This window comes from Aurantimonas endophytica (assembly GCF_014196845.1).
Taxonomy (GTDB): Bacteria; Pseudomonadota; Alphaproteobacteria; order Rhizobiales; family Rhizobiaceae; genus Aurantimonas; species Aurantimonas endophytica.
This window is the reverse complement of record NZ_JACIEM010000001.1, coordinates 1,128,251-1,152,202: the sequence shown is the minus strand read 5'-3', so window position 1 is coordinate 1,152,202 and position 23,952 is coordinate 1,128,251. Positions and strand designations below refer to the sequence as shown.

The following is a 23,952-nucleotide window of genomic DNA, read 5'->3' as shown; positions in this document are numbered from 1 at the left end:
CTGCCGAGAAGAGTTGCGATCTTACGCATTACGGTTTCCTCCATCTTCCCTCTCAATGGTTTCCCACCGCGCATGAGGGCGAGCGCGGCGGTGGTTCGTCAGGCCCGGACGCGCAGGAAGTGGCGCAGGTCGATGCGGGCCGAGGCCAGAAACAGCAGCAGCAGCACGCCCCAGGCGCAGTCGCGGAAGAAGTTCGAGATGTTCATGAAGTTGAACAGGGTGGAGAGCATCTGCAGCGCGATCGCCGACAGAACGACGCAGATCACGCGGCCGTAGCCGCCGGCGGGGCGGACACCAGCCATCACCACCACGAGGATGGCGACCAGCACGTAGGATGTGCCGTAGTCCCACTTCACGCTCGAGGTGCGCGCGGCGATGATGAAGCCGGCGATCGACGCCATGACCCCAGCCAGCAGGTAGGTGGTGAACAGCATGCGCCGGACGGGAATGCCGGCGAAGAATGCGGCGGTCGGATTGCTTCCGAGCAGGAACAGGCGCTTTCCGAAGGACGAGAAGCGCAGCAGGACCGCGATCGCCAGGGCGACGGCGATGAACAGGGCGAACGGCAGCGGCACGCCCGCGAAGGGCATGTTGCCGAAATCGTCCATGGGAAGAATGAAGCCGAGGGTGCGCGCGGAGCCGCCCGTCAGACCCACCGCAACGCCGGTGAACAGCAGCTGTGTCCCGAGTGTCGCGATGATCGGCGTCAGGCCGGCATAGCCAATGAGCAAGCCGTTGAGCGCCCCGCCGACCACGCCGGTGGCCAGGGCGATTGCGGCAAAGCTCAGCGTATAGAGGAGCGGCGCGGCCTCCGGCGTCGTGACCAGCGGTACAAGCAGCACCGCCATCACGCCCGACAGGTTCGCGAGCGCGATGCCCGACAGGTCTATGCCGCCATTGCCGGATATCATCGCCAGCATGACACCGAGCGAAAGCAGCCCCAGCTCGGGCACCTGGGCTCCCATCGACTGCAGGTTGAACAGACTCACGAATGAGCTGCCGACGAGAATCAGAGCGGCAACCACAATGAGCACATTGACCCCGGCCAGAAAGACCAACTGGCCGTCCGGTTGTCTGCCCATCTCCACTGCCTCCCCACGTGCACTGGTTCCCGACGCGTCTCACGAGAGCGGGACCGATGCCTCAGTTGCAACAGAAGCTAACCTCGGGCCGACATATGTCAACTCGAAACGAATATTGACGATGTCGCTGGCCTTTCGCTCGCACGGCGGAGCGTGGGCAACCGGGGAGCGCCGCTGCCGTCCATGATGGTTAAGGAGCCGCGACCCGAGGCGCCGGTCTTCGTATGGTTTTGCTGCCTGATGCCGAAACTGTGTAGCTTCGGGACACAATTCTGCGCCAGTTCACCCGTGAATATCACCGCCTGTTCCAGGCGCCACCTAAACAGGACGCTTTACGCCGGCGCGTGGCCCCGGATCGCTTCAGGCCCAGGGGAGGGCAGGACGAACTGGCGATTTCCACCTGATCTCATGGTATTGACGTGACGGCCGCGGATCTTCGCCGAGCCACGGTGCAGGAGACCGTAGGAGGATTGGGCAAGATTTCGGCACGATCAGGCAATGGCGACGGCGCGCGGGTCACTAGACTTCCGGCGCGCAGGCGCCAGCGTCGTCAGGCGGATCCCGCTCCCGGGTCGCGGCTCACACCGGCAGCGATCAGTCGAACGAGGCCTCCGGCCCTTGAACCATCGGGTATGTGGATATGGAGCGCAAGCTAGCTGCAATCGTTGCCGGCGACGTCGTCGGCTACAGCCGTTCGATGGAGGCGGACGAGGCCGGGACCTATGCCGCCCTCCAGAGCGCCTTCTGCGATATCATCCAGCCGTCCCTCGATCGCCACGGGGGACGCAATTTCAAGAACACAGGCGATGGCTTCCTGGCGACGTTCCCCAGCGTGAACGACGCGCTGGACGCGGCGATCGAGATCCAGGCCGGGTTCGCCGAGCATCCACTCTCGCTGCGGATCGGCGTCAATCTCGGCGACGTCATCGAAACCGACGGCGACACGTTCGGTGACGGGGTCAATGTCGCAGCCCGGCTCCAGGCAATGGCCGAGCCCGGCAGCATCTATGTCAGCGCCGCCGTGGTCCGCAGCGCCGACCGCAATCGCGCCGATGCGTTTCGCCGCGTCGGCCGGCGCCGGGCCAAGAACATCGCGGACCCTATCGAAGTCTACAGGGTCAGTCCAGGCAGCGCATCCCCCATCGCCGCCTGGCTGCCCTCGATGAGCATCAGGCAGCCGGCCGGCGTCTATCTGGGGGTTGCCGCGGTAGTGGGGCTCGTGGCGGCCGGTCTGGCCGACCGCGCAGGACTGGCGGCGTTCGCCAGCAGCACGATCGATACCGTGATGCGAATCTCCGGCACGGCGCGCGAGCAGCGGCCCGCCATTGCCGTGCTGCCCTTCGACGACATGGGAGAGGCGGCCAACGATCAGTATTTCGTCGACGGTCTGACCGAGGATGTCATCGCAGAACTGGCTCGCTACGCCGATCTTCAGGTGATCGCCCGCAACTCCACCTTCGCGATGCGGGGGCAGGCCGCCGACGTCCGCGAACTCGGCAGGCGGCTGGGTGCCGACTACATCGTGGAGGGCAGTGCGAGGCGCGCCGGCGATCAGCTGCGCGTCGTCGCCCAGCTGGTCGAGACGAAGACCGGTGCCCATCTCTGGTCAAGCAGCTACGACCGGCGTGTCGACGACGTCTTCCTGCTGCAGGCCGACCTCGCCGCCGAGATCGTATCGCATGTCGGCTCTTACGTCCGGCAGTCGGAAGTGGCCGCCGCCGCTCAACGGCCGACGGACAGCCTGCAGGCCTACGATCTCGTGCTGCGCGCCCGCAGCCAGTACAAGCACGGCTCGTCCGACGGCGACGGGCTGCTTGCATCCAGAGCCCTGCTTCTCAGGGCGCTGGAACTCGATCCCGGCTATGCAGCGGCCCGCGCCGGGCTGGGCCTGACCTACATCGTCGACGCCGTGAACGGCCTGACCGGACGGGCGTCGGCGCCGGAGATCGAGACCGGGCTGAGCGAGGCGCGGCAGGCCATCCAGCTCGATCCCAACCTTGCGGCCGCCTACCAGGTCCTGAGCTTCGGCCTCGCGGCCAAGGGCGAATATCAGGAGGCGATGCAGGCCGGTCTTCGGGCGGTGGAACTCAATCCCAACGACCCCGACAGTCTGATGGCGCTGGCCAAGGCACAGGTGCGTTTCGACCGCTATGGGGAAGCGGTGGAGAACGCCGAGCGCGCTCGCCGGCTGCAGCCGCTCGCGCCGCAGTACTACGTCTACGTGCATGGCCAGGCGTTATACGCAGCAGGGCAGACGGAGGAAGCGGAAGCTGTCCTCGGCGAGTGCCTCATGACGTCTCCCGACGAGGCAGATTGCCTGCTGATCTGGAGCGCGTTGCTGGCCGAACTCGGCCGGCGGGACGAGGCACGCGCGGCCATGGACAGGCTTCGGGCCGTCAGACCCGAGTTTTCGCTGGAGTCCGAGCGTCAGTATCGACGCTTTGGGGACTCGCCGCTGATGGAGCGTTTTCTGGCCGCGCTCGCCCTCGCGCAGGCCCCCGAAGCGGCGGATCGCGCGCCCGGAGCCGCCGCAGCCAAGGCAAGCTGAGGGGCAGGGCATACGCGCCGTCTTCTCCAGGTTGGTGGGGCCGGCGCCGGACCTGCCGATCGGGTGCGAAGCGCGGCTGTAGGGTGTATTCCTGAGGGCGGACGCGCCTCGGTGCTTGCCGGCGACTCCGCAAAACTTGCCCAACCCTGCCGATCGGGAGATCCGTCATGGCGGGTGGGGATCGTCGAAGCAGATCGTCGCAGTGTGGCCGCAGCTCCGGCGAGCTACGCCAGGCCGCATCGTTACGGCGGCGGCCTCGATAGCGGTTACGCCGGCGCGTCCCAGTTCGGCAGAATCGCCGCCATCAACTCAGAAGTCGGATGGACTTGATCATGAGCTCTGGCAGGCTCCTCGCGGACAGCTTCGTTTTCAGGATCGACGACGTGTTTGCGACCGTCTTGTAGCTGATCCCGAGCCGGCTGGAGATGTCGGTATAGGAATGGCCGCGGCTGATCAGGCCGAGTATCTCCATCTCGCGGGAGGTCAGTCGATCCAGCAATCCCCGGTCGCGCGGCTGATTCAGCAGCGCGACTTTCGATGCCATTTCCGGCATGAGAAAGGATGATCCGGCGAGTACCGCGAGGAAAGCCTCGCGGATCATTTCCGGCGACACATCTTTCTGTACGTAGCCGTTGGCGCCGACATGCAGCACCTGCCGAACGATCGTCGGATCGTCATGCATGCTGAAGACGAGGATGGGCGTACTGGCGCCGAGCGCCCGGAAACGCCGCAGGAACGACAGGCCCGCAAAAGGGTCGTCGCGGAAGGAAAGGTCGAGCACGATCGCGTCGGGCCGGCGCTGACGATAGGTCCTGAATCCCTCGACAAGGCTGATCGATCCGACGACGTCACAAACGCCTGTCGCCCCGACCGTCTGCATGAAACCCGTTACCACGATCGGGTGGTCGTCGATGATGAGAGCGAGCGGCATCCGGCCTCCAGCCATGCGTGCTTAAAGATAAGGGGTCATCCGGGCGTGCTGACCGGGAGGTGCCGGTACGCGGATGACGATGACGGTGCGATCGTCCTGGCGCTCGGGACCGAAGACCTGCCCGCCCAGCGTCTCGACCCTCTCATGAAGGCCGCTGAGGCCGATCCCTCTTGCCTGATCCTCGCCGAGGCCGTGCCCGTTGTCGGTGACCGATGCGATGAGCGTCCTGCCTTTGCCATCCTCTCCCTCGAGGTCGATCGTGGCGACGATCTCGGTCGCTTTTCCATGGCGCAGGGCATTGAGGATTGCTTCCGCGACAAAGCGGTGGATCGTCAGATCGACGGTCATGCCGAAGGTGAGGTCGTCCGTATTGGAATGGACCTCGATCGTCGGATAGGGCGCGAGCCGCCTGAATTCCGTCGCCAGATTGTCGACGGCGCGCACCAGCGGCACGCTGCCGATGACCATCGGCTTCAGCTTCGACAGGATGCGCCGCAGGAGAAGCTGAACATCCGCAATGCCCTTCTCGAGCGAGCCGAGCGGCGAGTCGATCTGTTCGAGCACCTCGGGTCCCTGGTCGCCGACGGCTCGCTTGAGATCGGAAAGCGCGGCCCGCACGGCAAACAGATTCGGGCCGATCTCGTCGTGCAGTTCGTTGGCCACCCGGCGGCGTTCTTCGTCATGCGCGGTCAGGAGACGATTGGCGAGGTGCTGGTTTGAAGTCGTCTTGTTCATGAGCGATGCGGCGAGCTCGTTGAAGCCGCTGGCGACCGGTGCGAACTCGGCAAAGCCCGCCTCGGGCAGGCGCGTGTCGAGATGACCTTCCTTTAGACGCAGAAGGCCAGAAGACGTCTCCCGCAGGCGCCGGAATACGGTGTTCACGTAGAGCATCGCCACGAGCGAGATCAGACCGCCATAGATCATCGTCATCGGCAGGACGAAGCGGAAGTCCTCCCACACTTCCTCGATCTCGTCCGTATCGTCGGACCTCAGGAGGATCTCCGCGAAATGCCGCTCGTTTCGAACCGCGACCGGAATGATGGCATGGATATCCGTGGACTGGATCAGGCGCGTGAAGAATGCCGGCGAGGCGCCATCGGCGTCGGACTCGGTATCGGGTAGCGTGCCATCGAGGGAGGCTACGGGAATCTCGCGGCCGTCGCTGAAGTTCATGTCCACCCGAACGTGGCGAATCTGCTCGATCTGGGCGCGCAGAACCGACAGATCGTCCGCTGGGGTCGATGAAGCTTCGATGGCGTGCAGCCTTTCCCGCACAAAGCGTTCTGCGATGAAGAACGAGGCTTGCACCTCCCGCGTCGTGGCCACCCTCGCATTGACGATCATGACGACCGCGAGGGCGATCCAGGCTGTGATGCTGACGAGCGCGAGGCCGATGGCGATCCGTCGCTGGAGGGTCGCGCGCGGCTTGCGCCCCGCCGAATCCTGAAAGTCGGCCATTGCCGCCTCGTCAAAAGCCTTCGTCACGAGCTTCCCGAGCGAGTTGGCGGATTGCGTCGTCATGACCGACGCCGGCATCTCGCAGGTTGAGGTAGTGATGAAGATCTGACGTGAAGGACCGTCTCGTCTGCCCGGCCGCCGACTCGATCGCATGGAGGAGTTCGGGGATCGGCATGGCCGCGTTCAGTTCAGCCAGCCGATCGCTCCCCTGGATCAGCCGGTTTGCCAGCATGCGCGGGGTTTCGACATAGTAGGCCCGGGCATCGGTGAGCAGCGTCTCGTACTGCCTGACGAGCGGCTCACTCGGGCTGATGTCGTCGCGACTCTCGGCGACCCGGGCCAGAAAAAGTGCCGTCGGCGTCTTGTCGGTCACCTCCTGCCATCGTGCAGGTGCTGCGGATTGCTCGCGCTTTGCGCTGTCGGCCATCTGCGGAGGGCTCGGGTCGTCGCAAGCCGAAACGGCGAGCACGACGAGGGAAAGGAGCAGCAGGGGCGGGTGCGCCGGGAGCCTCGATTGCCACGGCCGCGAGTCGAGCATGACGACGTTTCCTCCCTTGCGCTGCGCTGCCGGATAGCAGGCAATACCTACCTCATCCGTTGTTGGGCCGACAGGGGAAGTATTCCTAATCTGGTTTGGTCAGGCGAGCAGCGGCGTGACTGGATCACGCCGCTCGAAGCATTGTCGTGCCGCTTCGACAAGTGAACCAAACTGGTAATCGACCGGGTATTTCTTCCCGAATATTCTGCCGTCGGCTCCTAATGACAGGTTGGCAGGCGCGTGACAGGTTTTTCTCTGCGCTCTGGGAGGAACGCAGAATCCGTAGTTCCGCAACCACTTATGGCCGACGCAGGAATTGTGCGCGCCCATAGCAAGGGGGGAGAGATGAAGAAATTCCTGAACTCGACGTCGGCTTTCGCGCTCGCCGTTTCACTTCTGGCGGCGGGTTCCGCCACGGCGATCGCCAATGATCGTCTCGTGGAACTCGCGGAGGATCCGGCGAACTGGGTAATGACCGGGCGCGACTACAACGCGCAGAACTATTCCCGCTCCACGGAGATATCGAAGGAAAACGTGGCTCAACTGAAGCCGGCGTGGTCGTTCTCGACGGGCGTCCTGCACGGCCACGAGGGCACGCCCTTGGTGGTCGACGGCATGATGTATATCCACTCGCCGTTTCCGAACACGACCTTCGCGCTCGCCCTCGACGATCCGGGCAAGATCGTATGGCAGAACAAGCCACAGCAGGATTCGACAGCGCGCGCCGTCGCATGCTGCGACGTGGTCAATCGCGGTCTTGCCTACTGGCCCGGCGACGATGAGACCGACCCGCTGGTCTTCCGGACCCAGCTCGACGGCCTGATCGTCGCCATGGATGCCAAGACCGGCGAGACCCGCTGGCAGATGGAGAACTCCGATATCGCCGTCGGTTCGACGCTGACGATCGCGCCTTACGTCATCAAGGATCAAGTCATCGTGGGCTCCTCGGGCGCCGAGCTCGGCGTTCGTGGCTACGTGACTGCGTACGACGTGCACAGCGGCGAGCAGAAATGGCGTGCCTACGCCACCGGACCCGACGAGGACATTCGTCTGGCAGAGGACTTCAACGAACCAAACCCCCATTATGGCCAGTTCGGGCTGGGTCTGGAGACGTGGGAGGGCGAAGCCTGGAAGATCGGCGGCGGCACCAATTGGGGCTGGTACGCGTACGATCCGGGCGAAGACCTCTTCTACTACGGATCGGGCAATCCGGCGCCGTGGAACGAAACCATGCGGCCGGGCGACAACAAGTGGACGATGGCGATCTGGGGCCGCGATCCCGACGACGGGATGGCCAAATTCGCCTACCAGAAGACCCCGCATGACGAATGGGATTATGCCGGCGTCAACGTCATGATGCTCTCCGATCAGGAGGATCGGGAGGGCAACATGCGCAAGCTGCTGACCCATCCCGACCGAAACGGCATCGTCTACACGCTTGATCGGACGAACGGTGACCTGGTCTCGGCCGACAAGATCGACGACACGGTGAACTGGGTGACCGAGGTCGACATGGAGACCGGCATCCCGGTCCGCGACCCGGAATTCGGAACGCGGATGGACCATGTCGGCCGCGACATCTGCCCCTCGGCTATGGGCTACCACAACCAGGGGCACGACTCCTACGATCCGGAGCGACGCTCCTTCTTCATGGGAATCAACCACATCTGCATGGACTGGGAGCCCTTCATGCTGCCCTACCGTGCCGGTCAGTTCTTCGTCGGCGCGACGCTCAACATGTATCCGGGGCCGAAGGGCGATCGCCAGGCCAATCTGGGACTGGGCCAGGTCAAGGCTTACGACGCGATCAACAACGAGTTCAAATGGGAAGTCATGGAACGCTTTGCGGCGTGGGGCGGTACGTTGGCGACCGCAGGCGGCGTGATGTTCTACGGGACGCTCGACGGGTTCATCAAGGCGCGTGACTCCGATACGGGCGATCTGCTCTGGAAGTTCAAGCTTCCCTCGGGCGCCGTCGGCCACCCGATGTCGTACGAGCACGACGGGCGCCAGTACATCGCCATCTACTACGGCGTCGGCGGATGGCCGGGCGTCGGCCTGGTCTTCGACCTGAACGATCCCACGGCAGGACTCGGTGCGGTGGGTGCGTTCTCGGAACTCGCCAACTACACCCAGATGGGCGGCGGCGTCATGGTGTTCTCGCTGGACGGCGAGAGTGTCTACACCGACGACATCAACACGGGCGAGTACGAGCCGACCAGCTTGATCCGGGGCGATCGTGACGCGGCCAAGGATCAGCCTTCGGATCGCGATCCGAGCTGAAGCCTCTTGCAACTGCAGGCCCGGCACCTGGACGCCCGGCCTGCAGCTATTGCCCAGGATTTTCACCAACCATCGGACACGTTCTCATGAGCACCCGCCGAGCCCTAACCTTGCCGCGCAGGACCCCACACGCTGCTTGCGTCTCTGCCGTCCTCGCCGCCTCTCTCGCCACGTCCAGCCTGGCTTTGGCGCAGCCTGCGGACTCCGTCGTCACGTCGCCGACCCCGGCCACTGCGAGCGGACCCAGCGAAACGTCCGACAGCGACATTCTCAAGGTGTGCGCCTCCACGAAGGAGGCACCTTATTCGACGCGCGACGAGGACGGCTTCGAAAACCGCCTCGCCGAAATCCTCGCCGAAAGCATGGGAAGAACCCTCGAGTACGAGTGGATCAGCAAGCCCGCGATCTACCTCGTGCGCGACGGCCTGAACGAGAAGACATGCGACGTCCTTATGGGGACCGATGCCGGTGATGGACGTCTTCTGACGTCGGACCCCTACTACCGGACGGCCTATGCCTTCGTCAGCCGATCGGACCAGGGGTTCGAAGGCACGCGTTGGCAGGATGTCGGGTCGCAGGAGCTTGGGCGATTTGCGACGCGCCTCTACTCGCCGGCTGAGACGATCCTGAAGTATTCTGGAAAGTACGAAGACAATCTGGCGTATCTATACGGCCTGGTCGACTTCAAGTCGCGGAGAAACCAGTTTCTCGACGTTCCTGCGGACATGATCGTTCGAGAGGTGCGAGGGGGCGAAGCCGATCTCGGGATAGCCTTTGCGCCGGACGTAGCTCGCTACGTCAAGGCGTCCGAGGGCGAGCTGAAGCTCACGCTAATCGAGAACGATCTCGAGCTGCAGAACGGACAGACCGTCGAACTGCAATATGCCCAGTCGGTTGCGGTCCGTCCGGGAGACGACACGCTCCTCGCCGAGATCAATGAAGCTCTCGACAAGGCCTCTTCGAAGATTACCGAATTACTCGTTCAGGAGGGCGTTCCTCTCTTGCCGCTCGAGGAGACGACGAATTGATGCAGGGATCCGGTGCATTCGGTATCAAAAAGCTCGCAATCGCCGCTTTTTTCGCCAGTACGACAATCACGACCGCTTTAGGCTCAATACAATTCTATCACACGACGCAGGGAACGCCGCTCGATCTGTCTCTCGGCTCGGAGGAAGGGAGAGATACGGAAGCCGTGAAGCACTTCCTCGAGACCGGGGACAATAAATACCTGAGCGACGAGTCGGTCTTCAAGGAAGGCGAAGAATTGTACCTGACGGCCTGCTCGGGGTGCCACGGCCACTACGGCGAGGGCAAAATCGGCCCAGGCCTCAACGACGATTACTGGACCTATCCCAAGAACGCCACCGACAAGGGGCTCTTCGAAACCATGTACGGCGGAGCCCAGGGAATGATGGGTCCGCAATATGGTCATCTGACGCTCGACGAGATGCTGAAGGTGTCAGCCTGGGTACGCCACCTCTACACCGGCGACCCGGCCAAGGCGAAGTGGCTGACGCCGGAGCAGCGCAAGACCTTCAAACCCTTCGATCCCGACGCGAACGAAGGCTGAGAGCGCCGTTCGGCGAAGTCACACAGGCCCGCCCGCCGAAGGGCAGTGCAGAAGCAGGGCTCCGTTGGTCCCCGCGAGAGGCAGAATTGAAAAGGAGGAGGAAAAACCATGAAAAAGACAGCGATACTGGGTGGTTTCGCGATAGCAGCAGCGTCGACGGCCTGGGTTCCGGCTCTCGCCTATGACGGCACCAATTGCCGCGCACCGGGCAATTGCTGGGAGGCCAAGCCGGGTTACCCGGAGAAGGTCGAGGGATCGGAATACGATCCCCAGCACGATCCGATGGAACTCAACAAACAGCAGGAATCCATCCAGGGAATGGAGGCGCGCAATGCTCAGCGCCTGAACCACTTCAAGCAGACCGGCGAGTTCATCTTCGACGTGAGCGAGATCCCCGCGAGCAGCGCGGGTGCCGGGGAAGATACCGATGATGGCGACGCATCCGCGACCGATGCGAACGAGCCAGAGGCCTCCGGCCAGTGATTAGGCACCAACTGAGCCGGTAGTTCCTGCCGGGCGCGTCGTGGCGCATGCAAGGTCCTCCCAAAGGCACATGGGCTCGGGCCGTCCGGCAGGAATGTCTCGCCGACTGTGGTCAGTTTCAAACTCCCCCTTTCCCGGCAACGCATGATGGATGCGATCTTGCTTGAGCGTCCGAACATAGACCTGGCGGAATGGCGACAACGAACGCAGGAGTTCGAGCGCGAAATCGGAAGCGCGATCCTCGGTCAGTATGACGCCATCCGATTGTTGACGATCGCCACCCTGTGCCGGGGTCATGTGCTTCTGGAAGGCGATGTCGGGGTCGGCAAGACGACATTGCTGCGAGCGGTCGCCCGCGGGTTGGGCGGACCCTACGAGAGGATCGAGGGAACGATCGATCTGATGCCGAACGACATGCTCTATTCGGCCTATGTGGCGGAGGATGGTCGTCCGCGAGTGGACCCCGGGCCGGCGCTCGCGCATGGCGAAAACCTCGCCGTATTCTTCTTCAACGAGATCAACCGCGCTCGTCCTCAGGTCCACTCGCTGCTGCTGCGCATGATGGCGGAGCGCAGCGTGAACGCTTTTCGGCAGGAAACGCGCTTCGTCCACCTGCAGGTATTCGCCGACCGCAACAAGGTCGAGCGCGACGAAACGTTCGAGCTACCGGCAGCGGCGCGTGACCGCTTCTTCATGGAGATCGCAATCGCCGCGCCTCGTGACCGGGACGACAGGCGCCGCCTGGCTTTCGAGCCGGCTTTCCACGATGCCGATGCGCTGATCCAGGAGGTTCCGGAGGGGCTGCTTCCCTATCATCGCCTGAACGAACTGGCCGTTGCCATTCAGAGGACCGTCTCGGTCAGTCCGGCCATCGAGAACTATGTCCTGAACCTTTGGGACGCGCTCCGCGATCCGGCGGGCCATGCGATCGAGATCGAGAATGTCGACGTCTCCCGTCTCATCATCGGTGGGGCGAGCCCGCGCGGATTTTCTGCCCTCGTCCGGGCTGCGCGCGCAAGAGCGTGGATGGAAGGACGCGGCAGCGTCGTGCCGGAAGACGTGCGGGCAATGTTCCCGTCGGTGATGGGCCATCGGATCTTCTTGGCACCGATTTACGAGATGCACAAGGACAGGATCGCGCCGGCGCTCCACGCCGCCGTGTTCGATGCCATCCCCGTTCCAGCCTGAGACCGAGTTCGCCGATGGTTGCCGCATCGAACCCACCTGCCGCGACCGAGTCGGACCTCGAGGAGTTCGCCGACCTCGTCTACGCGCTGAGGCACCGCGTGTCGTCCTCACGGCCCGGAAACCATGCCAGCAGAAGCCCCGGATCATACGGCCGGTTTGCCGGCCTCGACCGGTTGAGCGGCAATTCCGACCTTCGCCGGTTGGACCTTCGCGCCTCGATCGCCGACCCGTTCGCATCCGTCTGGGTGCGGCGGTATCTGCAGGCGGCAAGCGGCGTGGTCCACGTCGTCGTCGATCTGTCCGGATCGATGGGGTTTCGTGGAAGCGTTGCGCGTCATGCCGTCGCCGCGACGCTCGCGGGCGGATTGACCCGGGCGGCCATCCGGAGCGGAGACAGGGCGAGCGTCCGCGCTGCGACCGGCGACAGATCCGACGCCTTCGTCATGGAGCCGACACGCCGGGCGTCCGCGCCGTCGGAAGTCGCAATGGCGCTGGCGGCCATTGCACCGGCGGGATCGGGTCTTTCTGCCTTGCGCGAATGTTGCTCGCAACTGTCGACGACGCCGGGCCTCGTCTTCCTGATCTCCGACTTCGCTGCCGCTGTGGACGCGATACGGCCGGTCCTCGACGCGCTGGTCATGCACGATGTGCGAGCCGTCGTTGTCGGCGATCCCGAAGCCGAGGTGCCGGCGGCACGCTTCGGATTGGCGCATCTGGACGACCTGGAAGACCGCCGGGGAGGCGTCGCTTTCCTGCGGCCTTCGCTCCTGAGGCGCTGGCGCGAACGTCGGCGCGAGCATGGCAGGGCACTCTCCAGCCTCTTCGCCGAAACCGGATGCCCCGTGATCCCGGTCACCGGCCAGATCGACCTTGAGCAGATCACCGAGACGCTGATCGCCGGGCAGGCAACTCTTTGATCGCGTGTCGCGCAAGATTACTGGGGGCGGCATTCCTCCTGGCGTCCTCCTGCTTCTGCTGCCTCTCGGCCAGCGCCCAGGAGCTGCTGATCGATGCCGATCCGCCGCGCCGCGTCGGCTGGTTCGTGGGCGACCGTCTGGACTGGTCGGGACACGTAACCATCCCCGAGGGGCTCGAACTGGACAGCGCGTCTCTGCCCGAACCAGGTCCCCTGGACAGCTTCACCGAGATCAGCGCGATCACGGTCGCCCGGGAGGCGGAAAGCGATGCGACGCGGTATGATTTCCACGTCGTCTATCAGAGCTTCTACGTTCCGCTGGAGCCCCGCGAGATCACCATCCCGCCGCTGAACATCGGCTTCCGCGCGACCGACGAAAACGATCCGACGCGCCGAGACATCGCCTTCCCCGCCTGGCCGGTCGTGCTCTCGCCGCTGCGTCCGATCCTGGAGCGGTCGTCAATGGAAGCGATGCGCCCGGACAAGCTGCTGACGGTCATCGATACGACCCGGCGGCAGGGCGTGGTTGCAGCCTCCTGGGCTGCCTTCGCCATCCTCGTCGCGGCTTTCGGCTGGCATCGCGGCTGGGGACCCGCACGCTATCGCAGGTCACGCCCGCTTGCCCGAGCCTGGCGGGACATAAGCCGAGCCCAGCTTGCGGAGGTGCAGGGCTACGAGGCTGCTCTCCTGAGACTGCATAGGGGCCTCGACGAGGCCTTCGGGCACCGGATCCTGGCTGACGACCTCGATCGGCACCTGCTGGGGCGTCCGGCCTTCGGTGACGTGTCCGGCGATCTCCATCGCTTCTTCGCGGCTTCGCGGGCGCATTTCTTCGCCGGTCGAACGAGTGCCGCCGCGAGCATTCTTCCCGGCAACCTCCTTCGCGATCTCGCGCGTCGTCTCAGTGCCATCGAGCGGGGCAGTCGCTGATGTTCGCGCTCAATTTCGATCATCCATGGCTGCTGCTGGCGCTGCCGATCGCGTTCGCGCCTTTTCTGATCTCGGCGCTCCGGCGTTCGCCGCATCCCTATCGCCTCAACGCGCCCCTCGACCGGGTGTCGCTGGCGCTCTCCCTGGCCTTGCCGTTCCTTGGATCAATCGCGCTGCTCCTCCTGCTCCTCGGCCTCGCGGGACTCCATCGGACGGACCAGGTCGTCGTGCGGGAGGGGCTGGGTGCTCACCTCATGATCCTGATCGACCGTTCGTCCTCGATGGAAAGCACCTTCGCCAACCGCCGTCCTGATGGCGGGGAAGAGTCGAAGGCGGAAGCTGCGAAACGTCTGCTGACCGCGTTCATCGAGCGACGCCCGCATGACCGGGTGGGCGTTGCCATGTTCTCCACCGCGCCGCTGCTGGCCGTGCCGCTGACGGGCCAGCACGAGATCGTCAAGGCGGCGATCGCCACCATGGGCTTTCCGGGCCTTGCCCAGACGAATGTCGGACGAGGGCTCGCGCTGGCGGCTGGCAGCTTCGGTTCGGAGACGGCGTCGGCTTCGCGCGCCGTCCTCCTCGTTTCGGACGGCGCGGGAGTGATCAGTCGAGAAGTTCAGGCGCAGCTTCGCGATATCATCGCGAGGCAGCCGGTGAACGTCTACTGGCTCTTCCTGCGCACCGAAGGCGCGAAGGGAATATTCGAGGTACCGGCAAGCGGCGAGCGAGACACGCCACAGACGCGTCCCGAACGGCATCTGCATCTCTTCCTCCAAACGCTGGGCGTTCCCTATCGCGCCTTCGAGGCCGACAGTTCGGACGCGGTGCGCGAGGCGATCGGCGAAATCGACCGGCTGGAGGCGCGTCCTCTCCTTTACGAGGAGCAGGTGCCGCGCCGCGATTTCGATCGTCTTGCCTTTGCCGGTGCGGCGGTCTGCCTGCTTTTCCTGGTCCTCATGAAGTCTTTCGAGACGACACTCGTGGTCCGCTCCGCACTGCTTCCGGCGATCAGGAGGGTCGCGAGGTGACGGCACTGCGCGGGATGTTTTCCGCCGGTGGAGCGACCACGCGGCGCAAGGGCCGAAGACTGATGACGGCGTCGCTGCGCGACAGCCTGCAGACGGGGTTGTTCGCTATCGCGCTGATCTGCCTGTTTGCCTTTGCCGCCTACCAGACGCTGTCGCTCCTGCAGGCGTGGGAAGCGAACCGGTCAGTCCGTGCACTTGCCTCCGGCGCTGCCGTGTCGCTGGACGACGATGCACCTGCCGAGGTCGTTCTCGCGGCAACCTACCGTCATCTGCGTCTACGTGACATGGCTGCGGCCGAAGCGCTCGGTCCGCGGTTTCAGGCTTACGACGCGTCCGACATCGAGGCGGCCTACCGCTTCGCCCTCGCCAATGCGCGGATGAGAGAGGCGTTCGAACAGATCACCGCCAACCAGATCGACGAGGCGACTGTCACCGTCCGGCTGGCCCAGCAGGACTACCGCGCGGCGATGCGGCTCGTGCCGGAAAATTTCGACCTCAAGTACAATTTCGACATCGCGAGCCGGCTCGTCAGGGTCTTTCCGCGACCGGCCATCGAACCGGAAGAAGAGGGCCAGCGGCCCCGCGACGTCTGGACTGACCTTCCGGGTGTTCCGAGGGGGCTGCCATGAACTGGCTTCGGCGGCGCGGCATCGCCTTCTGGCTCCTGGCCGCCGCCTTCCTCTCTGCCACGGGCGCGGCGTTCGGGCCGACGCTTGCGCGCGAACGAGACGTTCTGACGCTGTTCTTCGTCATCGACATCACCCGCAGCATGCTGGCACGCGACCATGGGACGACGGATGCGCCACTGAGCCGGCTCGAACAGGCCAAGCGAACGATCGGCGCGGTGACACGGCGGCTTCCCTGCGGCTCGAAGGTCGGCCTCGGCGTCTTCGCCGAGCGCCGTAGCTTCCCGTTGATCGAGCCGGTGGAGGTATGCGCGAATTTCGGCCCATTCAACGAGGCGGTGGCGGGGCTCGAATGGCGCATGGCGTGGGAAGGCGACAGCCGGATCCTGGGCGGGCTCGCCTCGGCACAGGATGTCGCGCAGAAACTGGGCAGCGACCTGGTGTTCATCACCGACGGCCACGAGGCGCCGCCGGCGCCGATGGAGGGGCGCCGCACCGCTCCCAGCTCCGATACGACAGCCGGCCTGATCCTCGGGGCCGGGGGAAGCGAACTGGTGCCGATTCCCAAGTTCGACGACCTCGGCAATCTTGACGGTTTCTATTCGCTCCAGGACATCGCCGCAGGGGCCCGAGTGAGCATCGTGCCGCCCGGTGCCAGCAAGAGCGGGAACTACCATCCCCGGAACAATCCGGTCGGCAATCTCGCGGCGACCTCCACCGAGCACCTGACCAGTGTCCGCGAGAAATATCTTCGGGAAATCGGGGGCGAGGCGGGGCTGGGCTACGCGCCACTGGGCGATATCGGCGCGATCACGGCCGAGATCGACATCCATACGAGCCCCCACCGTCTGGACGCGTCGGTCGACCTCTCGCCTCTGCTCGGGGCTCTGTCCCTATTCTGCATCCTGGCGGCCTACGCCTGGAATGCTTCTGTCGTGTGGCGTCGCGAGAGCACGCTGCCCGGCCATGCCATACTCGCACACAGGACCGTATCATGACCTTCAATCGACGCACCGTTCTAGTCGCGGCGACACTGGCAGCCCTCACGGGTGCTGTCCTCACTTCGCCTGCCTTGTCCCACGGACCCACGCCCCAAAAGACCGATGTGAGCGTCGAGATCGACGCACCCTTTGACGCGGTCTGGGAGGTCCTGGCCGACTTCGCCTCGATTGCCGACTGGCACCCGGCCGTCCAATCCGCCAGCCCCGGAGAGAATGGCAAGAGCCGGGTACTGACCCTCGATGGCGGATCGATCACCGAGACGCTCGACGTGTCGAGCAAGGAGCGCGGCGTGATCGCCTGGCGCCTGGGTACCCCCAACCCAGAAGCGCTGGCGGTGAGTTCCTACAACGACAAGCTGATGGTGGAACCGGCCGGCGACCAGAAGACCACCGTGCGGTGGATAGGGCGCTTCTACCGCGCGGACACCAGCAACTTCCCGGCAGACGGGCAGACGGATGAGGCGGCGATAGAGGACATGACGCGCTACGTGGAGAGCGGCCTTACCGGGCTGGAGGCCTACTTCGCCGCGCGACGGAATTAGCCTGCGTCCTAGGTGCATGCCTGGCCACCGCAGGAGCGGCGATTGCGTTTCGATCGGGGGGACCAGGAGGCATGGCGATCCCGAGGAGCACATCGTCTCGCAGAAGGGGTCACTGATCCTTCCGCGGCGCAGGCGACGGCATTTCAGCCCTCGGCGCCCGCGGGAGAACACTCGAAATGCCGTGCCAGTGCGGCGGCGATGTCCGGCACCACCTGCTCGACGACGGCACGGCCCTTCTCGGCGCTGGCGCTGGCGGCCGAACTGAGGACGCCATCCGGCGGGATCGGCCGCAGGTCGAATGGGTAGGGGTCAAAGAGCGGGAATTCGGCGGGCGGATTGTCCGGGATCGCCGTCTCGTTGACGAGATCCGGCCGCAGATGCAGCATCACCGACGTCTCCATCACCGCCGCATGTTCCAGCGCCCAGCTGATCAGGCCGTCCGGAAACAGGATCGCCTCGGTCGCCGGGGTGATGAACTCCCAGTAGCCCAGCTTGACGATCTTGAGGTCGGTGACGCCCTCGCGCCGCTGGTCGGTGAGCGCCAGGTCGGCCGCCTCGGTGATGAACCACTGGTTTTCCATGTGGCCATCGAAGAGGACGATCCGGCGCACGCCGTGGCGCGCCAGCTCGTTGATGATGTCGCGCATCAGCGCGACGAGGGTCGCCGCGTTGAGGCTGAGCGTGCCGGGAAAGTGATTGCCGCCGCCGGTCTTGGGCTGCGACTTGTAGCCATAAGCGAGCGACGGCGCGACGATGCCGCCGAGCCGCTCCGCGACCCTGAGCGCGATGCTCTCCGGCAGGATGACGTCGGTGGACAGCGGCAGATGCGGGCCGTGCTGCTCGGTGGCGCCGATCGGCAGGAAGACGATGGGGTCGTCCTCGCTGACGCGCCGGGCGAATTCCATCCATGTCATGTCCGCGAGGCGCACCGCGCCGGGCTCTGCCTCAAGCATCGGAGGCCCAGCGCGTCATGCCGACATCCATGGCGTTGCAGCGCTGCACGACCTTCGTGAAGGCCGGCTCCAGCTCGCCGTTCGCCGCCTCGACGCCTTTGGTATATTCGAGGAACTCCGGCATCAGCGCCCGCAATTCGGCGAGCAGCGCCTTCTCGTCGACGCGGGTCAGGCGGCCGTTCTCGACCACCATCTCGCCGTTGACGAAAACCTTCTCTATCGACGAGCCGTTCTCGCAGTAGACGAGGTGGTTGCGGATGTCGTTGAGCGGCGTAAAGCTCGCGGTCTCCGCGTCGAGGATCAGCAGGTCGGCCTTCTTGCCGACCTCCAGTGAGCCGGTCTCCTCTTGCAGCAATGCAGTGCGCGCACCGCCGAGGGTCGCCGCATGGAGCACCTCGCTGGCGTTCAGCCAGCGCGACCAGTCGGGATTGTTGACCTTGTGCATCAGGGCCGCGGCCTTCATCACGTCGAAGATCCGCGGCGTGTCGTTGGAGCAGATGCCGTCGGAGCCGAGGCCGACATTGACGCCGGCCGTGAGAAGCTTGCGCACCGGCGCGGAGCCGGCACCGAGCTTCTGGTTGGAGATGGCGTTGTGGCAGACCGAGACGCCGGCTCTGCCCATGCGTTCGATGTCGGAATCGCTGACCCAGATCGAATGCGCAATGGTCGTCCACGGGTTGAGCAGGCCGAGATCGTCCATGTAGGCGACCAGCGACTTGCCGTAGAATTCCGGCCCGGTCACGGACTGAACCTTGGTCTCGACGATGTGGGTATGGAAGGGCGCGTTCCATTCCTTCGCCAGCTCGTTGGCGGCCAGCATCAGCTCCGGCGTGCAGCGCTGCGGCGCCGAGGGCGCGAGCATCGTCCGGATGCGGCCCGAGCGCCCGTGGAAGCGGGCATGCGCCTCCCTGACGAAGGCGAGGTAATCCGGCGTCGTCACCGGCTGGATCGCATCGATCTCCTCCTGCAGATGCGCCGGCACGTAGTCGCGGGTGAAGGGGATCGTGTCGAGGAAGTTGCGGTTGACGACGTGGGCGGAGACGGTGGCGCGGATGCCGACATCGTCATAGGCGTCGATCGCCGCGCCCATCAGTTCGAGCTCCGAGCGCGGGCTTTCGTAGAGGTCGTCGGTGATGCAGGTGACGCCGGTGCGCAGCGACTCCATCGCCACCAGCATCGAGCGCAGATAGACCAGGCGCGGGGGGAGCGCCTTGGCAGCTCGGATCGGGTAGGCATAGAGCATCCACACCTCGAGCGGCATGTTGTCGTAGCGACCCTTGAACAGCGCCTCGTTGGAATGGAGATGGGCGTTGACGAGGCCCGGCATGACCAGCTTGCCGGCCCCCTCGATGATCGTCGCGCCCTCCGGCACGGGAAGCGACGGCCCGATCGCGGCGATCCGGTCGCCCTCGATCAGAAGATCGCCGGTGAACGGCTCCGCGCCGGTCCCGCCGCCCATTGCCAGCAGCGTCGCGCCCCGGATGAATGTCGTCATGTCAGCTCCGTCCTGTCGTCATGCAAGGAAATAGCCGGCCTCTGCGGGCCAATGGACGAACACCGCGTCGCCCGGGGCGAGCGGCATTGCGTCGAGATCGCGTGAGGAGAGCTGCGCCCGGATCTCGAGCCCGGCCGGCGTCTCCATGAACACCGTGACGGAGGCGCCGACGAAATCGAGCGTCGCGACGCGGGCCTCCAGCGCGTTGCCGCTCGCGGGGCGCTCGCTCGTGATCGCCACGCGGTCGGTGCCGACCACCAGCGTCGCCGCGTCGCCGGGTGAGAGCCCTTGGTCCTCCGACGTGCGGGCGAGCAGCGGCCCGCTGGCGGTGTCGATGGTGATGGCGCCGGCTTCCCGGGATGCGACGGTGCCGGCGATCAGATTCGAGCCGCCGAGGAATTCGGCGACGAAGCGGTTCTCGGCCCGCCGGTGGATGTCGCGCGGGGCGCCGACCTGCTGGACGCGTCCCTCGCTCATGATCACCACCCGGTCGGCCATGGCAAAAGCCTCCGAGGGGCTGTGCGTGACGCAGATGAAGGTGATGCCGAGTTCCTGGTGCAGCCGGACGAGTTCGGCCTGCATCTTCACCTTCAGATGCGGGTCGAGGGCGCTCAGCGGTTCGTCGAGCAGCAGCAGTTCGGGTTCCGTCGCCAGCGCGCGGGCAAGCGCGACACGCTGGCGTTGGCCGCCGGAGAGCTGGCCGGGCATCCGTTCGGCGAGCGCGCCGATGCCCATGCGCGCCAGCCATTCGTCCGCCTTGGCCGTGCGCTCGCGCGGCGGCGTGCCGCGGTGCTTCAGCCCGAACTCGACGTTCCGGCGCACGGTCATGAACGGGAACAGCGCGTAGTTCTGCCAGACCAGCGGCGTGTCGCGGGACCAGGGCGTGTCCTCGTTGATCCGCCGGCCCCAGAGGCGAATTTCCCCGGCGGTGGGCGTCTCGAGGCCCGCCAGCATGCGCAGCGTGGTGGTCTTGCCGCAGCCGGACGGGCCCATCAGCGCGATGAACTCGCCTTTGCGGATATCCAGCGACACGTCGGACACGGCCATCTGGTCGCCATAGGCCTTCGCGACCTGGTCGAGCTCGATCATGGTGGGTGTCATCAATCGCTTCCCTTGAGGCGTGCGGCGGCAAGGCGCCGGGCGGCGACGAGCTGGGCGACGACGACGAGCAGGATGCTGACGCCGAAGACCAGCGCGCCGACGGCGTTGATGCGCGGGCTCACCTGGCCCTGCAGCATGGCAAGGACGCGCACCGGCAGCGTCTCGTTCAGCCCGGATATTAACCAGGCGATCATGAATTCGTCGAAGGAGACCGAGGCGGTGATCAGCAGCGCCGAGAACAGCGATGGGGCGACGAAAGGCAGCACGATCTCGCGCAGGGTCGTCCATTGGCTGGCGCCCAGATTCCAGGCCGCGGGCTCGAGATCGCGGTCGAGGTCGGCGAGCCGCATGCGCACCAGTGCCATGGCGAAGGGCGCGCAGACGACGACATGGGCGGCGATGAGACCCGGTATGGTGCCCGACAGGCCGATGCGGCCCTGAAAGGTCAGCATGGCGACGCCCATGATGACCACCGGCACGGTCGGGGGCAGGGCGGCCAGTGCCATGTAGATGCCCTTGCCGAAGAAGCGGAAGCGGTAGTCCACATAGGCGGCGGTGAAGCCGAGGAAGGTGGCGATGAGCGAGGCGCCGAAGGCGACGACCAGGCTGTTCCACAGGCCGCGTCGGATGGTCTCGTCGGCGGCGATCGCCTCGTACCATTGCAGCGAGAACCCGCCCCACGGCAGCGCCGGAAATCGGTCGGCATTGAACGAGAAGACGACGGTGGAAACGACCGGCGCGAAGATGAAGGCGAAGACCAGGACGGTCCACGCCACGAGCAGCGTGTTGGCGAGAAGGCTGGCTGTGCGGGTGCGGGTCATGCGGCTTTCCGGCCGCCATAGGCGAGCTTCAGCAGGGCGCCGAGCACCAGGGCGAGCGTGGCGATCATGATCACGGCGACGACGGAGGCGCGGGGCCAGTGGTTGCCGGATTTTACCTGGTCGGCGATGAGGATCGACAGGGTCGGCGGGTTGGAGCCGCCGAGAAATTGCGGGCTGATATAGTCGCCGAAGGCCAGCACGAAGGCGAAGGCGCCGGCGACGACGAGGCCGACGCGGGCTGCGGGGATGACGATCGTGAAGACGGTGCGCAGCGCGCCGCAGCGCAGGTTGTGCGCCGCCTCGACCAGCTGTCGGTCGACGGCGACCAGCGAAAAGGTCTGCAGCAGCACCACCAGCGGCGCCGTCAGGGTGAGGAAGCCGATGAAGGTGCCGGTCGGGCTGTTGAGGACGGAGATGGGCGCGATCCCGATGGCGTCGAGCGCCGTGTTGATCAGGCCGTTCGGGCTGAAGAAGATCTGCATCGAGTAGATGCGGACCGGGAAGCTGGTGAAGAACGGCACGACGAGCAGGCCCGCCAGCAGCATCCGCGTCGACGGCCGCACCTTGAAGGCGAGGACATAGGCGACGGGAAAGGCGGCGACGCTGACGAACACGGCGACCAGGGCCGACAGGCTGAACGTGTAGACATAGGCGCTCTGGAAGAAGCCGGCAGAGAGGATCGTCGACCAGTTGGCGAAGGTGAAGTCCGGCTGCAGCCGGAAATTGCGCACCGACCAGAAGGTCATGGCTACCAGAAAGCCAAGCGGCACCACGAAGAAGCAGAGCTGCCAGATTAGCGTCGGGGCGCCGAGGAACACCGCGAAGCGGATGCGGCTGGCGCGGGCGTGCGACAGAGACCTGTCAGCCATGACGTACCTGTTTCATTGCATGAAGGGATGCGCTTGCCGGAGCAGCCCGAAGCCGCCCGAAGCCGCCCCGGCAGGCGGATCACATGGCCTTGAATTCGGACCAGGTGTCGTTCCAGGTCTCGATGTCCTGCTGCACCGGCGTCTGGCGAATGAAGATCTTGCCGTCCTTGTATTCGTCCATGACGTTGCGGGCGTCGAAGGTGTGGCGCAGCTTCACCGCGTCCTCGGGGGCCTCGGCGTTCATCTTCTCCCAGCCCTTGCGGTTGGGGATCGAGGCCCAATAGGCGGGCAGGCGGGCCGAACGGAACTGGCCTTCCGGCGAGCTGGCGTACTGGATGAACTTCTTGGCGAGATCCTTCTTCGACGAGCTCGAGACGATGGACATGGATTCGGTCCACTGGATGCCGCCTTCGTCGGGTACGACCGCACTCACCGGCACGCCCTCGTTCTGCAGCAGCAGCACCACCCAGTCGCCGACGCCGGGGATGACGCCGGCGGTGCCGTTGGTGAGCATCGCGAACTGGTCGGCCATCGAGTAGAAGCCGCTGGTCTGCGGCCGAAGCGAGAACAGCGTCTCCTTCAGGGCCTCGAAGGCCGCCTCGTCGATGTCGAAGGGCGGCTTGTTGCCGTTGCCGAGGCTGAGGCAGCCCATGGTCGGCAGGTACCAGTCGAAGAAGCCGACCTTGCCCTTCACCTTCTCGCTCCACAGCGCCTTGTAGGTCTTCACGTCCTCCTCGTTCAGGACGTCCGTGCGGTAGGCGAGGCCGAGATAGCCGAAGCGGATCATCACCGAATAGAGCTTGTCGTCCATCCAGTGCAGCGGGAACTTCTGGAACTCCGGCCAGTAGTCGGCGAGCGGGTAATCGGCCGGATCCATCTCGTCGATGAAGCCGCCTTCCTGGAGCATGTAGATGTATTCGGCATCGGCCAGCACGACGTCGAAGGATCCCGGAGGCGACTGGTTCATCAGCGCCAGCATCGGTTCGCCGCCGACATACTCCTTGGCGACCACCTTCACGCCGTGCTCGTCCTCGAACGGCTTGACGAAGGCAGGATCGCCATGGCCCGGCCAGGTGAGGACGTTGAGCACGTTGTCCTGGGCGCTCGCCTCAAAGGGGCCGAAGCCGGTGAAGGCGGCCGCGCCGGCCAGCGCGCCGGCGCCCTGGAGCACCGTCCGGCGCGTCGGGCGCAGCAACAGCCCGCGCGGATCGGTAATCTGAAACTTGCTCATCCAATGTCTCCTGTCCGTGTGGCCGTTCAACGAGCACCGCTCGCGGGCCTTGAACGGCAATTTCGACGGCACGAGCCATCGACAGACAGCCCGCGTTCACGAGCTCTCCGTGCCGTTTCGGCGCTTCGGTGTGATCAGGAGCTTGCACCACGGGTTTCGTGATTCAAAAGACGAAATAGCAATCGCCAGCCATAGGCAGAAGTTATAGGCGTGCAGATATCGGCGAGTTAACCAATCCTCCTCCATTGTTATCTTTACGTGATTTCCTATCGCCTGCATCGATTCTGAGCAGGCGATAGTCATTCTGCATAGGTTCTGGGCGTTTGACAGAAGCCGCCGGTCGCCGACACTCAGGCCA

General features: G+C 65.1%; 21 protein-coding genes and 1 pseudogene. 12 read left to right on the top strand and 10 right to left on the bottom strand.

Annotation, left to right across the window (positions count from 1 at the left end):
• Positions 1-98 precede the first annotated feature (98 nt).
• The gene (locus GGR03_RS05635; protein ID WP_183206574.1) at positions 99-1,082 is read right to left on the bottom strand and encodes an ABC transporter permease; all 984 of its coding nucleotides are present in this window, start codon (positions 1,080-1,082) and stop codon (positions 99-101) included.
• A 640-nt stretch (positions 1,083-1,722) separates the two neighbouring features.
• Between GGR03_RS05635 and GGR03_RS05630 the strand changes: the two genes are divergently transcribed.
• A complete protein-coding gene (locus GGR03_RS05630; RefSeq protein WP_183206573.1) occupies positions 1,723-3,630 on the top strand; it encodes an adenylate/guanylate cyclase domain-containing protein in 1,908 nt (635 codons plus the stop codon).
• A 304-nt stretch (positions 3,631-3,934) separates the two neighbouring features.
• Here the strand turns inward: GGR03_RS05630 and GGR03_RS05625 are convergent, their stop codons facing one another.
• The 3 genes from GGR03_RS05625 to GGR03_RS05615 are packed head-to-tail and all read right to left on the bottom strand — an operon-like array spanning position 3,935 to position 6,557.
• Positions 3,935-4,561: a response regulator gene (locus GGR03_RS05625; RefSeq protein WP_183206572.1), complete on the bottom strand. Its 627-nt coding sequence runs from the start codon at positions 4,559-4,561 to the stop codon at positions 3,935-3,937.
• A 21-nt stretch (positions 4,562-4,582) separates the two neighbouring features.
• Positions 4,583-6,082 carry a histidine kinase gene (locus GGR03_RS05620; RefSeq protein WP_183206571.1) on the bottom strand — a complete coding sequence of 500 codons (1,500 nt, stop codon included), beginning with the start codon at positions 6,080-6,082 and terminating at the stop codon, positions 4,583-4,585.
• Positions 6,030-6,557: a hypothetical protein gene (locus tag GGR03_RS05615; protein WP_183206570.1), complete on the bottom strand. Its 528-nt coding sequence runs from the start codon at positions 6,555-6,557 to the stop codon at positions 6,030-6,032. Before GGR03_RS05615 ends, GGR03_RS05620 begins: the two co-directional genes overlap by 53 nt.
• A gap of 345 nt (positions 6,558-6,902) precedes the next feature.
• Here GGR03_RS05615 and GGR03_RS05610 point away from each other — a divergent pair, with 345 nt between their 5' ends.
• From GGR03_RS05610 to GGR03_RS05560, 11 genes and pseudogenes are all read left to right on the top strand, one after another.
• Positions 6,903-8,840: a methanol/ethanol family PQQ-dependent dehydrogenase gene (locus tag GGR03_RS05610; RefSeq protein ID WP_183206569.1), complete on the top strand. Its 1,938-nt coding sequence runs from the start codon at positions 6,903-6,905 to the stop codon at positions 8,838-8,840.
• 86 nt (positions 8,841-8,926) lie between these two features.
• Positions 8,927-9,868 carry a methanol oxidation system protein MoxJ gene (gene moxJ / locus GGR03_RS05605; RefSeq protein ID WP_183206568.1) on the top strand — a complete coding sequence of 314 codons (942 nt, stop codon included), beginning with the start codon at positions 8,927-8,929 and terminating at the stop codon, positions 9,866-9,868.
• Positions 9,868-10,410, top strand: a complete 543-nt coding sequence (gene moxG, locus GGR03_RS05600; RefSeq protein WP_183207045.1) for a cytochrome c(L), periplasmic — start codon at positions 9,868-9,870, stop codon at positions 10,408-10,410. Before moxJ ends, moxG begins: the two co-directional genes overlap by 1 nt.
• Before the next feature lie 108 nt (positions 10,411-10,518).
• Positions 10,519-10,809, top strand: a pseudogene (locus GGR03_RS05595) (methanol dehydrogenase [cytochrome c] subunit); the annotation flags it as partial.
• Between the two features lie 231 nt (positions 10,810-11,040).
• Entirely contained in the window at positions 11,041-12,081 is a 1,041-nt protein-coding gene (locus GGR03_RS05590; RefSeq protein WP_183206566.1) for an AAA family ATPase, read from the top strand.
• A gap of 14 nt (positions 12,082-12,095) precedes the next feature.
• Complete coding sequence (locus GGR03_RS05585) at positions 12,096-12,998, top strand: DUF58 domain-containing protein (RefSeq protein WP_183206565.1); 903 nt, start codon at positions 12,096-12,098, stop codon at positions 12,996-12,998.
• Entirely contained in the window at positions 12,995-13,927 is a 933-nt protein-coding gene (locus GGR03_RS05580) for a hypothetical protein (RefSeq protein ID WP_183206564.1), read from the top strand. The genes GGR03_RS05585 and GGR03_RS05580 overlap by 4 nt, the downstream gene beginning before the upstream one ends.
• Entirely contained in the window at positions 13,927-14,955 is a 1,029-nt protein-coding gene (locus tag GGR03_RS05575) for a VWA domain-containing protein (protein ID WP_183206563.1), read from the top strand. Before GGR03_RS05580 ends, GGR03_RS05575 begins: the two co-directional genes overlap by 1 nt.
• On the top strand, positions 14,952-15,584 hold the full coding sequence (locus GGR03_RS05570; RefSeq protein ID WP_183206562.1) for a hypothetical protein: 633 nt from the start codon (positions 14,952-14,954) through the stop codon (positions 15,582-15,584). Before GGR03_RS05575 ends, GGR03_RS05570 begins: the two co-directional genes overlap by 4 nt.
• A complete protein-coding gene (locus GGR03_RS05565) occupies positions 15,581-16,579 on the top strand; it encodes a VWA domain-containing protein (RefSeq protein WP_183206561.1) in 999 nt (332 codons plus the stop codon). Before GGR03_RS05570 ends, GGR03_RS05565 begins: the two co-directional genes overlap by 4 nt.
• A complete protein-coding gene (locus tag GGR03_RS05560; RefSeq protein WP_183206560.1) occupies positions 16,576-17,124 on the top strand; it encodes an SRPBCC family protein in 549 nt (182 codons plus the stop codon). The genes GGR03_RS05565 and GGR03_RS05560 overlap by 4 nt, the downstream gene beginning before the upstream one ends.
• A 143-nt stretch (positions 17,125-17,267) precedes the next feature.
• Here the strand turns inward: GGR03_RS05560 and GGR03_RS05555 are convergent, their stop codons facing one another.
• The 6 genes from GGR03_RS05555 to GGR03_RS05530 form a co-directional block, all read right to left on the bottom strand.
• Complete coding sequence (locus tag GGR03_RS05555) at positions 17,268-18,077, bottom strand: creatininase (RefSeq protein WP_183206559.1); 810 nt, start codon at positions 18,075-18,077, stop codon at positions 17,268-17,270.
• Positions 18,070-19,572 (bottom strand): amidohydrolase family protein, encoded by a 1,503-nt coding sequence (locus tag GGR03_RS05550; RefSeq protein ID WP_183206558.1) that lies wholly within the window; start codon positions 19,570-19,572, stop codon positions 18,070-18,072. The genes GGR03_RS05555 and GGR03_RS05550 overlap by 8 nt, the downstream gene beginning before the upstream one ends.
• Positions 19,573-19,590: 18 nt before the next feature.
• Positions 19,591-20,673 (bottom strand): ABC transporter ATP-binding protein, encoded by a 1,083-nt coding sequence (locus GGR03_RS05545; RefSeq protein ID WP_183206557.1) that lies wholly within the window; start codon positions 20,671-20,673, stop codon positions 19,591-19,593.
• Entirely contained in the window at positions 20,673-21,494 is an 822-nt protein-coding gene (locus GGR03_RS05540; protein ID WP_183206556.1) for an ABC transporter permease, read from the bottom strand. Before GGR03_RS05540 ends, GGR03_RS05545 begins: the two co-directional genes overlap by 1 nt.
• The gene (locus GGR03_RS05535; protein ID WP_183206555.1) at positions 21,491-22,363 is read right to left on the bottom strand and encodes an ABC transporter permease; all 873 of its coding nucleotides are present in this window, start codon (positions 22,361-22,363) and stop codon (positions 21,491-21,493) included. The genes GGR03_RS05540 and GGR03_RS05535 overlap by 4 nt, the downstream gene beginning before the upstream one ends.
• A 79-nt stretch (positions 22,364-22,442) precedes the next feature.
• Positions 22,443-23,594 carry an ABC transporter substrate-binding protein gene (locus tag GGR03_RS05530; protein ID WP_183206554.1) on the bottom strand — a complete coding sequence of 384 codons (1,152 nt, stop codon included), beginning with the start codon at positions 23,592-23,594 and terminating at the stop codon, positions 22,443-22,445.
• Between the last annotated feature and the right edge of the window lie 358 nt (positions 23,595-23,952).

Excerpts from the sequence above, each read along its gene's own strand:
- GGR03_RS05635 (WP_183206574.1), bottom strand. The coding sequence starts at position 1,082 with ATGGGCAGACAACCGGACGGCCAGTTGGTCTTTCTGGCCGGGGTCAAT.
- GGR03_RS05630 (WP_183206573.1), top strand. The coding sequence starts at position 1,723 with ATGGAGCGCAAGCTAGCTGCAATCGTTGCCGGCGACGTCGTCGGCTAC.
- GGR03_RS05625 (WP_183206572.1), bottom strand. The coding sequence starts at position 4,561 with ATGCCGCTCGCTCTCATCATCGACGACCACCCGATCGTGGTAACGGGT.
- GGR03_RS05620 (WP_183206571.1), bottom strand. The coding sequence starts at position 6,082 with ATGACGACGCAATCCGCCAACTCGCTCGGGAAGCTCGTGACGAAGGCT.
- GGR03_RS05615 (WP_183206570.1), bottom strand. The coding sequence starts at position 6,557 with ATGCTCGACTCGCGGCCGTGGCAATCGAGGCTCCCGGCGCACCCGCCC.
- GGR03_RS05610 (WP_183206569.1), top strand. The coding sequence starts at position 6,903 with ATGAAGAAATTCCTGAACTCGACGTCGGCTTTCGCGCTCGCCGTTTCA.
- moxJ (WP_183206568.1), top strand. The coding sequence starts at position 8,927 with ATGAGCACCCGCCGAGCCCTAACCTTGCCGCGCAGGACCCCACACGCT.
- moxG (WP_183207045.1), top strand. The coding sequence starts at position 9,868 with ATGCAGGGATCCGGTGCATTCGGTATCAAAAAGCTCGCAATCGCCGCT.
- GGR03_RS05590 (WP_183206566.1), top strand. The coding sequence starts at position 11,041 with ATGGATGCGATCTTGCTTGAGCGTCCGAACATAGACCTGGCGGAATGG.
- GGR03_RS05585 (WP_183206565.1), top strand. The coding sequence starts at position 12,096 with ATGGTTGCCGCATCGAACCCACCTGCCGCGACCGAGTCGGACCTCGAG.
- GGR03_RS05575 (WP_183206563.1), top strand. The coding sequence starts at position 13,927 with ATGTTCGCGCTCAATTTCGATCATCCATGGCTGCTGCTGGCGCTGCCG.
- GGR03_RS05565 (WP_183206561.1), top strand. The coding sequence starts at position 15,581 with ATGAACTGGCTTCGGCGGCGCGGCATCGCCTTCTGGCTCCTGGCCGCC.
- GGR03_RS05560 (WP_183206560.1), top strand. The coding sequence starts at position 16,576 with ATGACCTTCAATCGACGCACCGTTCTAGTCGCGGCGACACTGGCAGCC.
- GGR03_RS05555 (WP_183206559.1), bottom strand. The coding sequence starts at position 18,077 with ATGCTTGAGGCAGAGCCCGGCGCGGTGCGCCTCGCGGACATGACATGG.
- GGR03_RS05550 (WP_183206558.1), bottom strand. The coding sequence starts at position 19,572 with ATGACGACATTCATCCGGGGCGCGACGCTGCTGGCAATGGGCGGCGGG.
- GGR03_RS05545 (WP_183206557.1), bottom strand. The coding sequence starts at position 20,673 with ATGACACCCACCATGATCGAGCTCGACCAGGTCGCGAAGGCCTATGGC.
- GGR03_RS05540 (WP_183206556.1), bottom strand. The coding sequence starts at position 21,494 with ATGACCCGCACCCGCACAGCCAGCCTTCTCGCCAACACGCTGCTCGTG.
- GGR03_RS05535 (WP_183206555.1), bottom strand. The coding sequence starts at position 22,363 with ATGGCTGACAGGTCTCTGTCGCACGCCCGCGCCAGCCGCATCCGCTTC.
- GGR03_RS05530 (WP_183206554.1), bottom strand. The coding sequence starts at position 23,594 with ATGAGCAAGTTTCAGATTACCGATCCGCGCGGGCTGTTGCTGCGCCCG.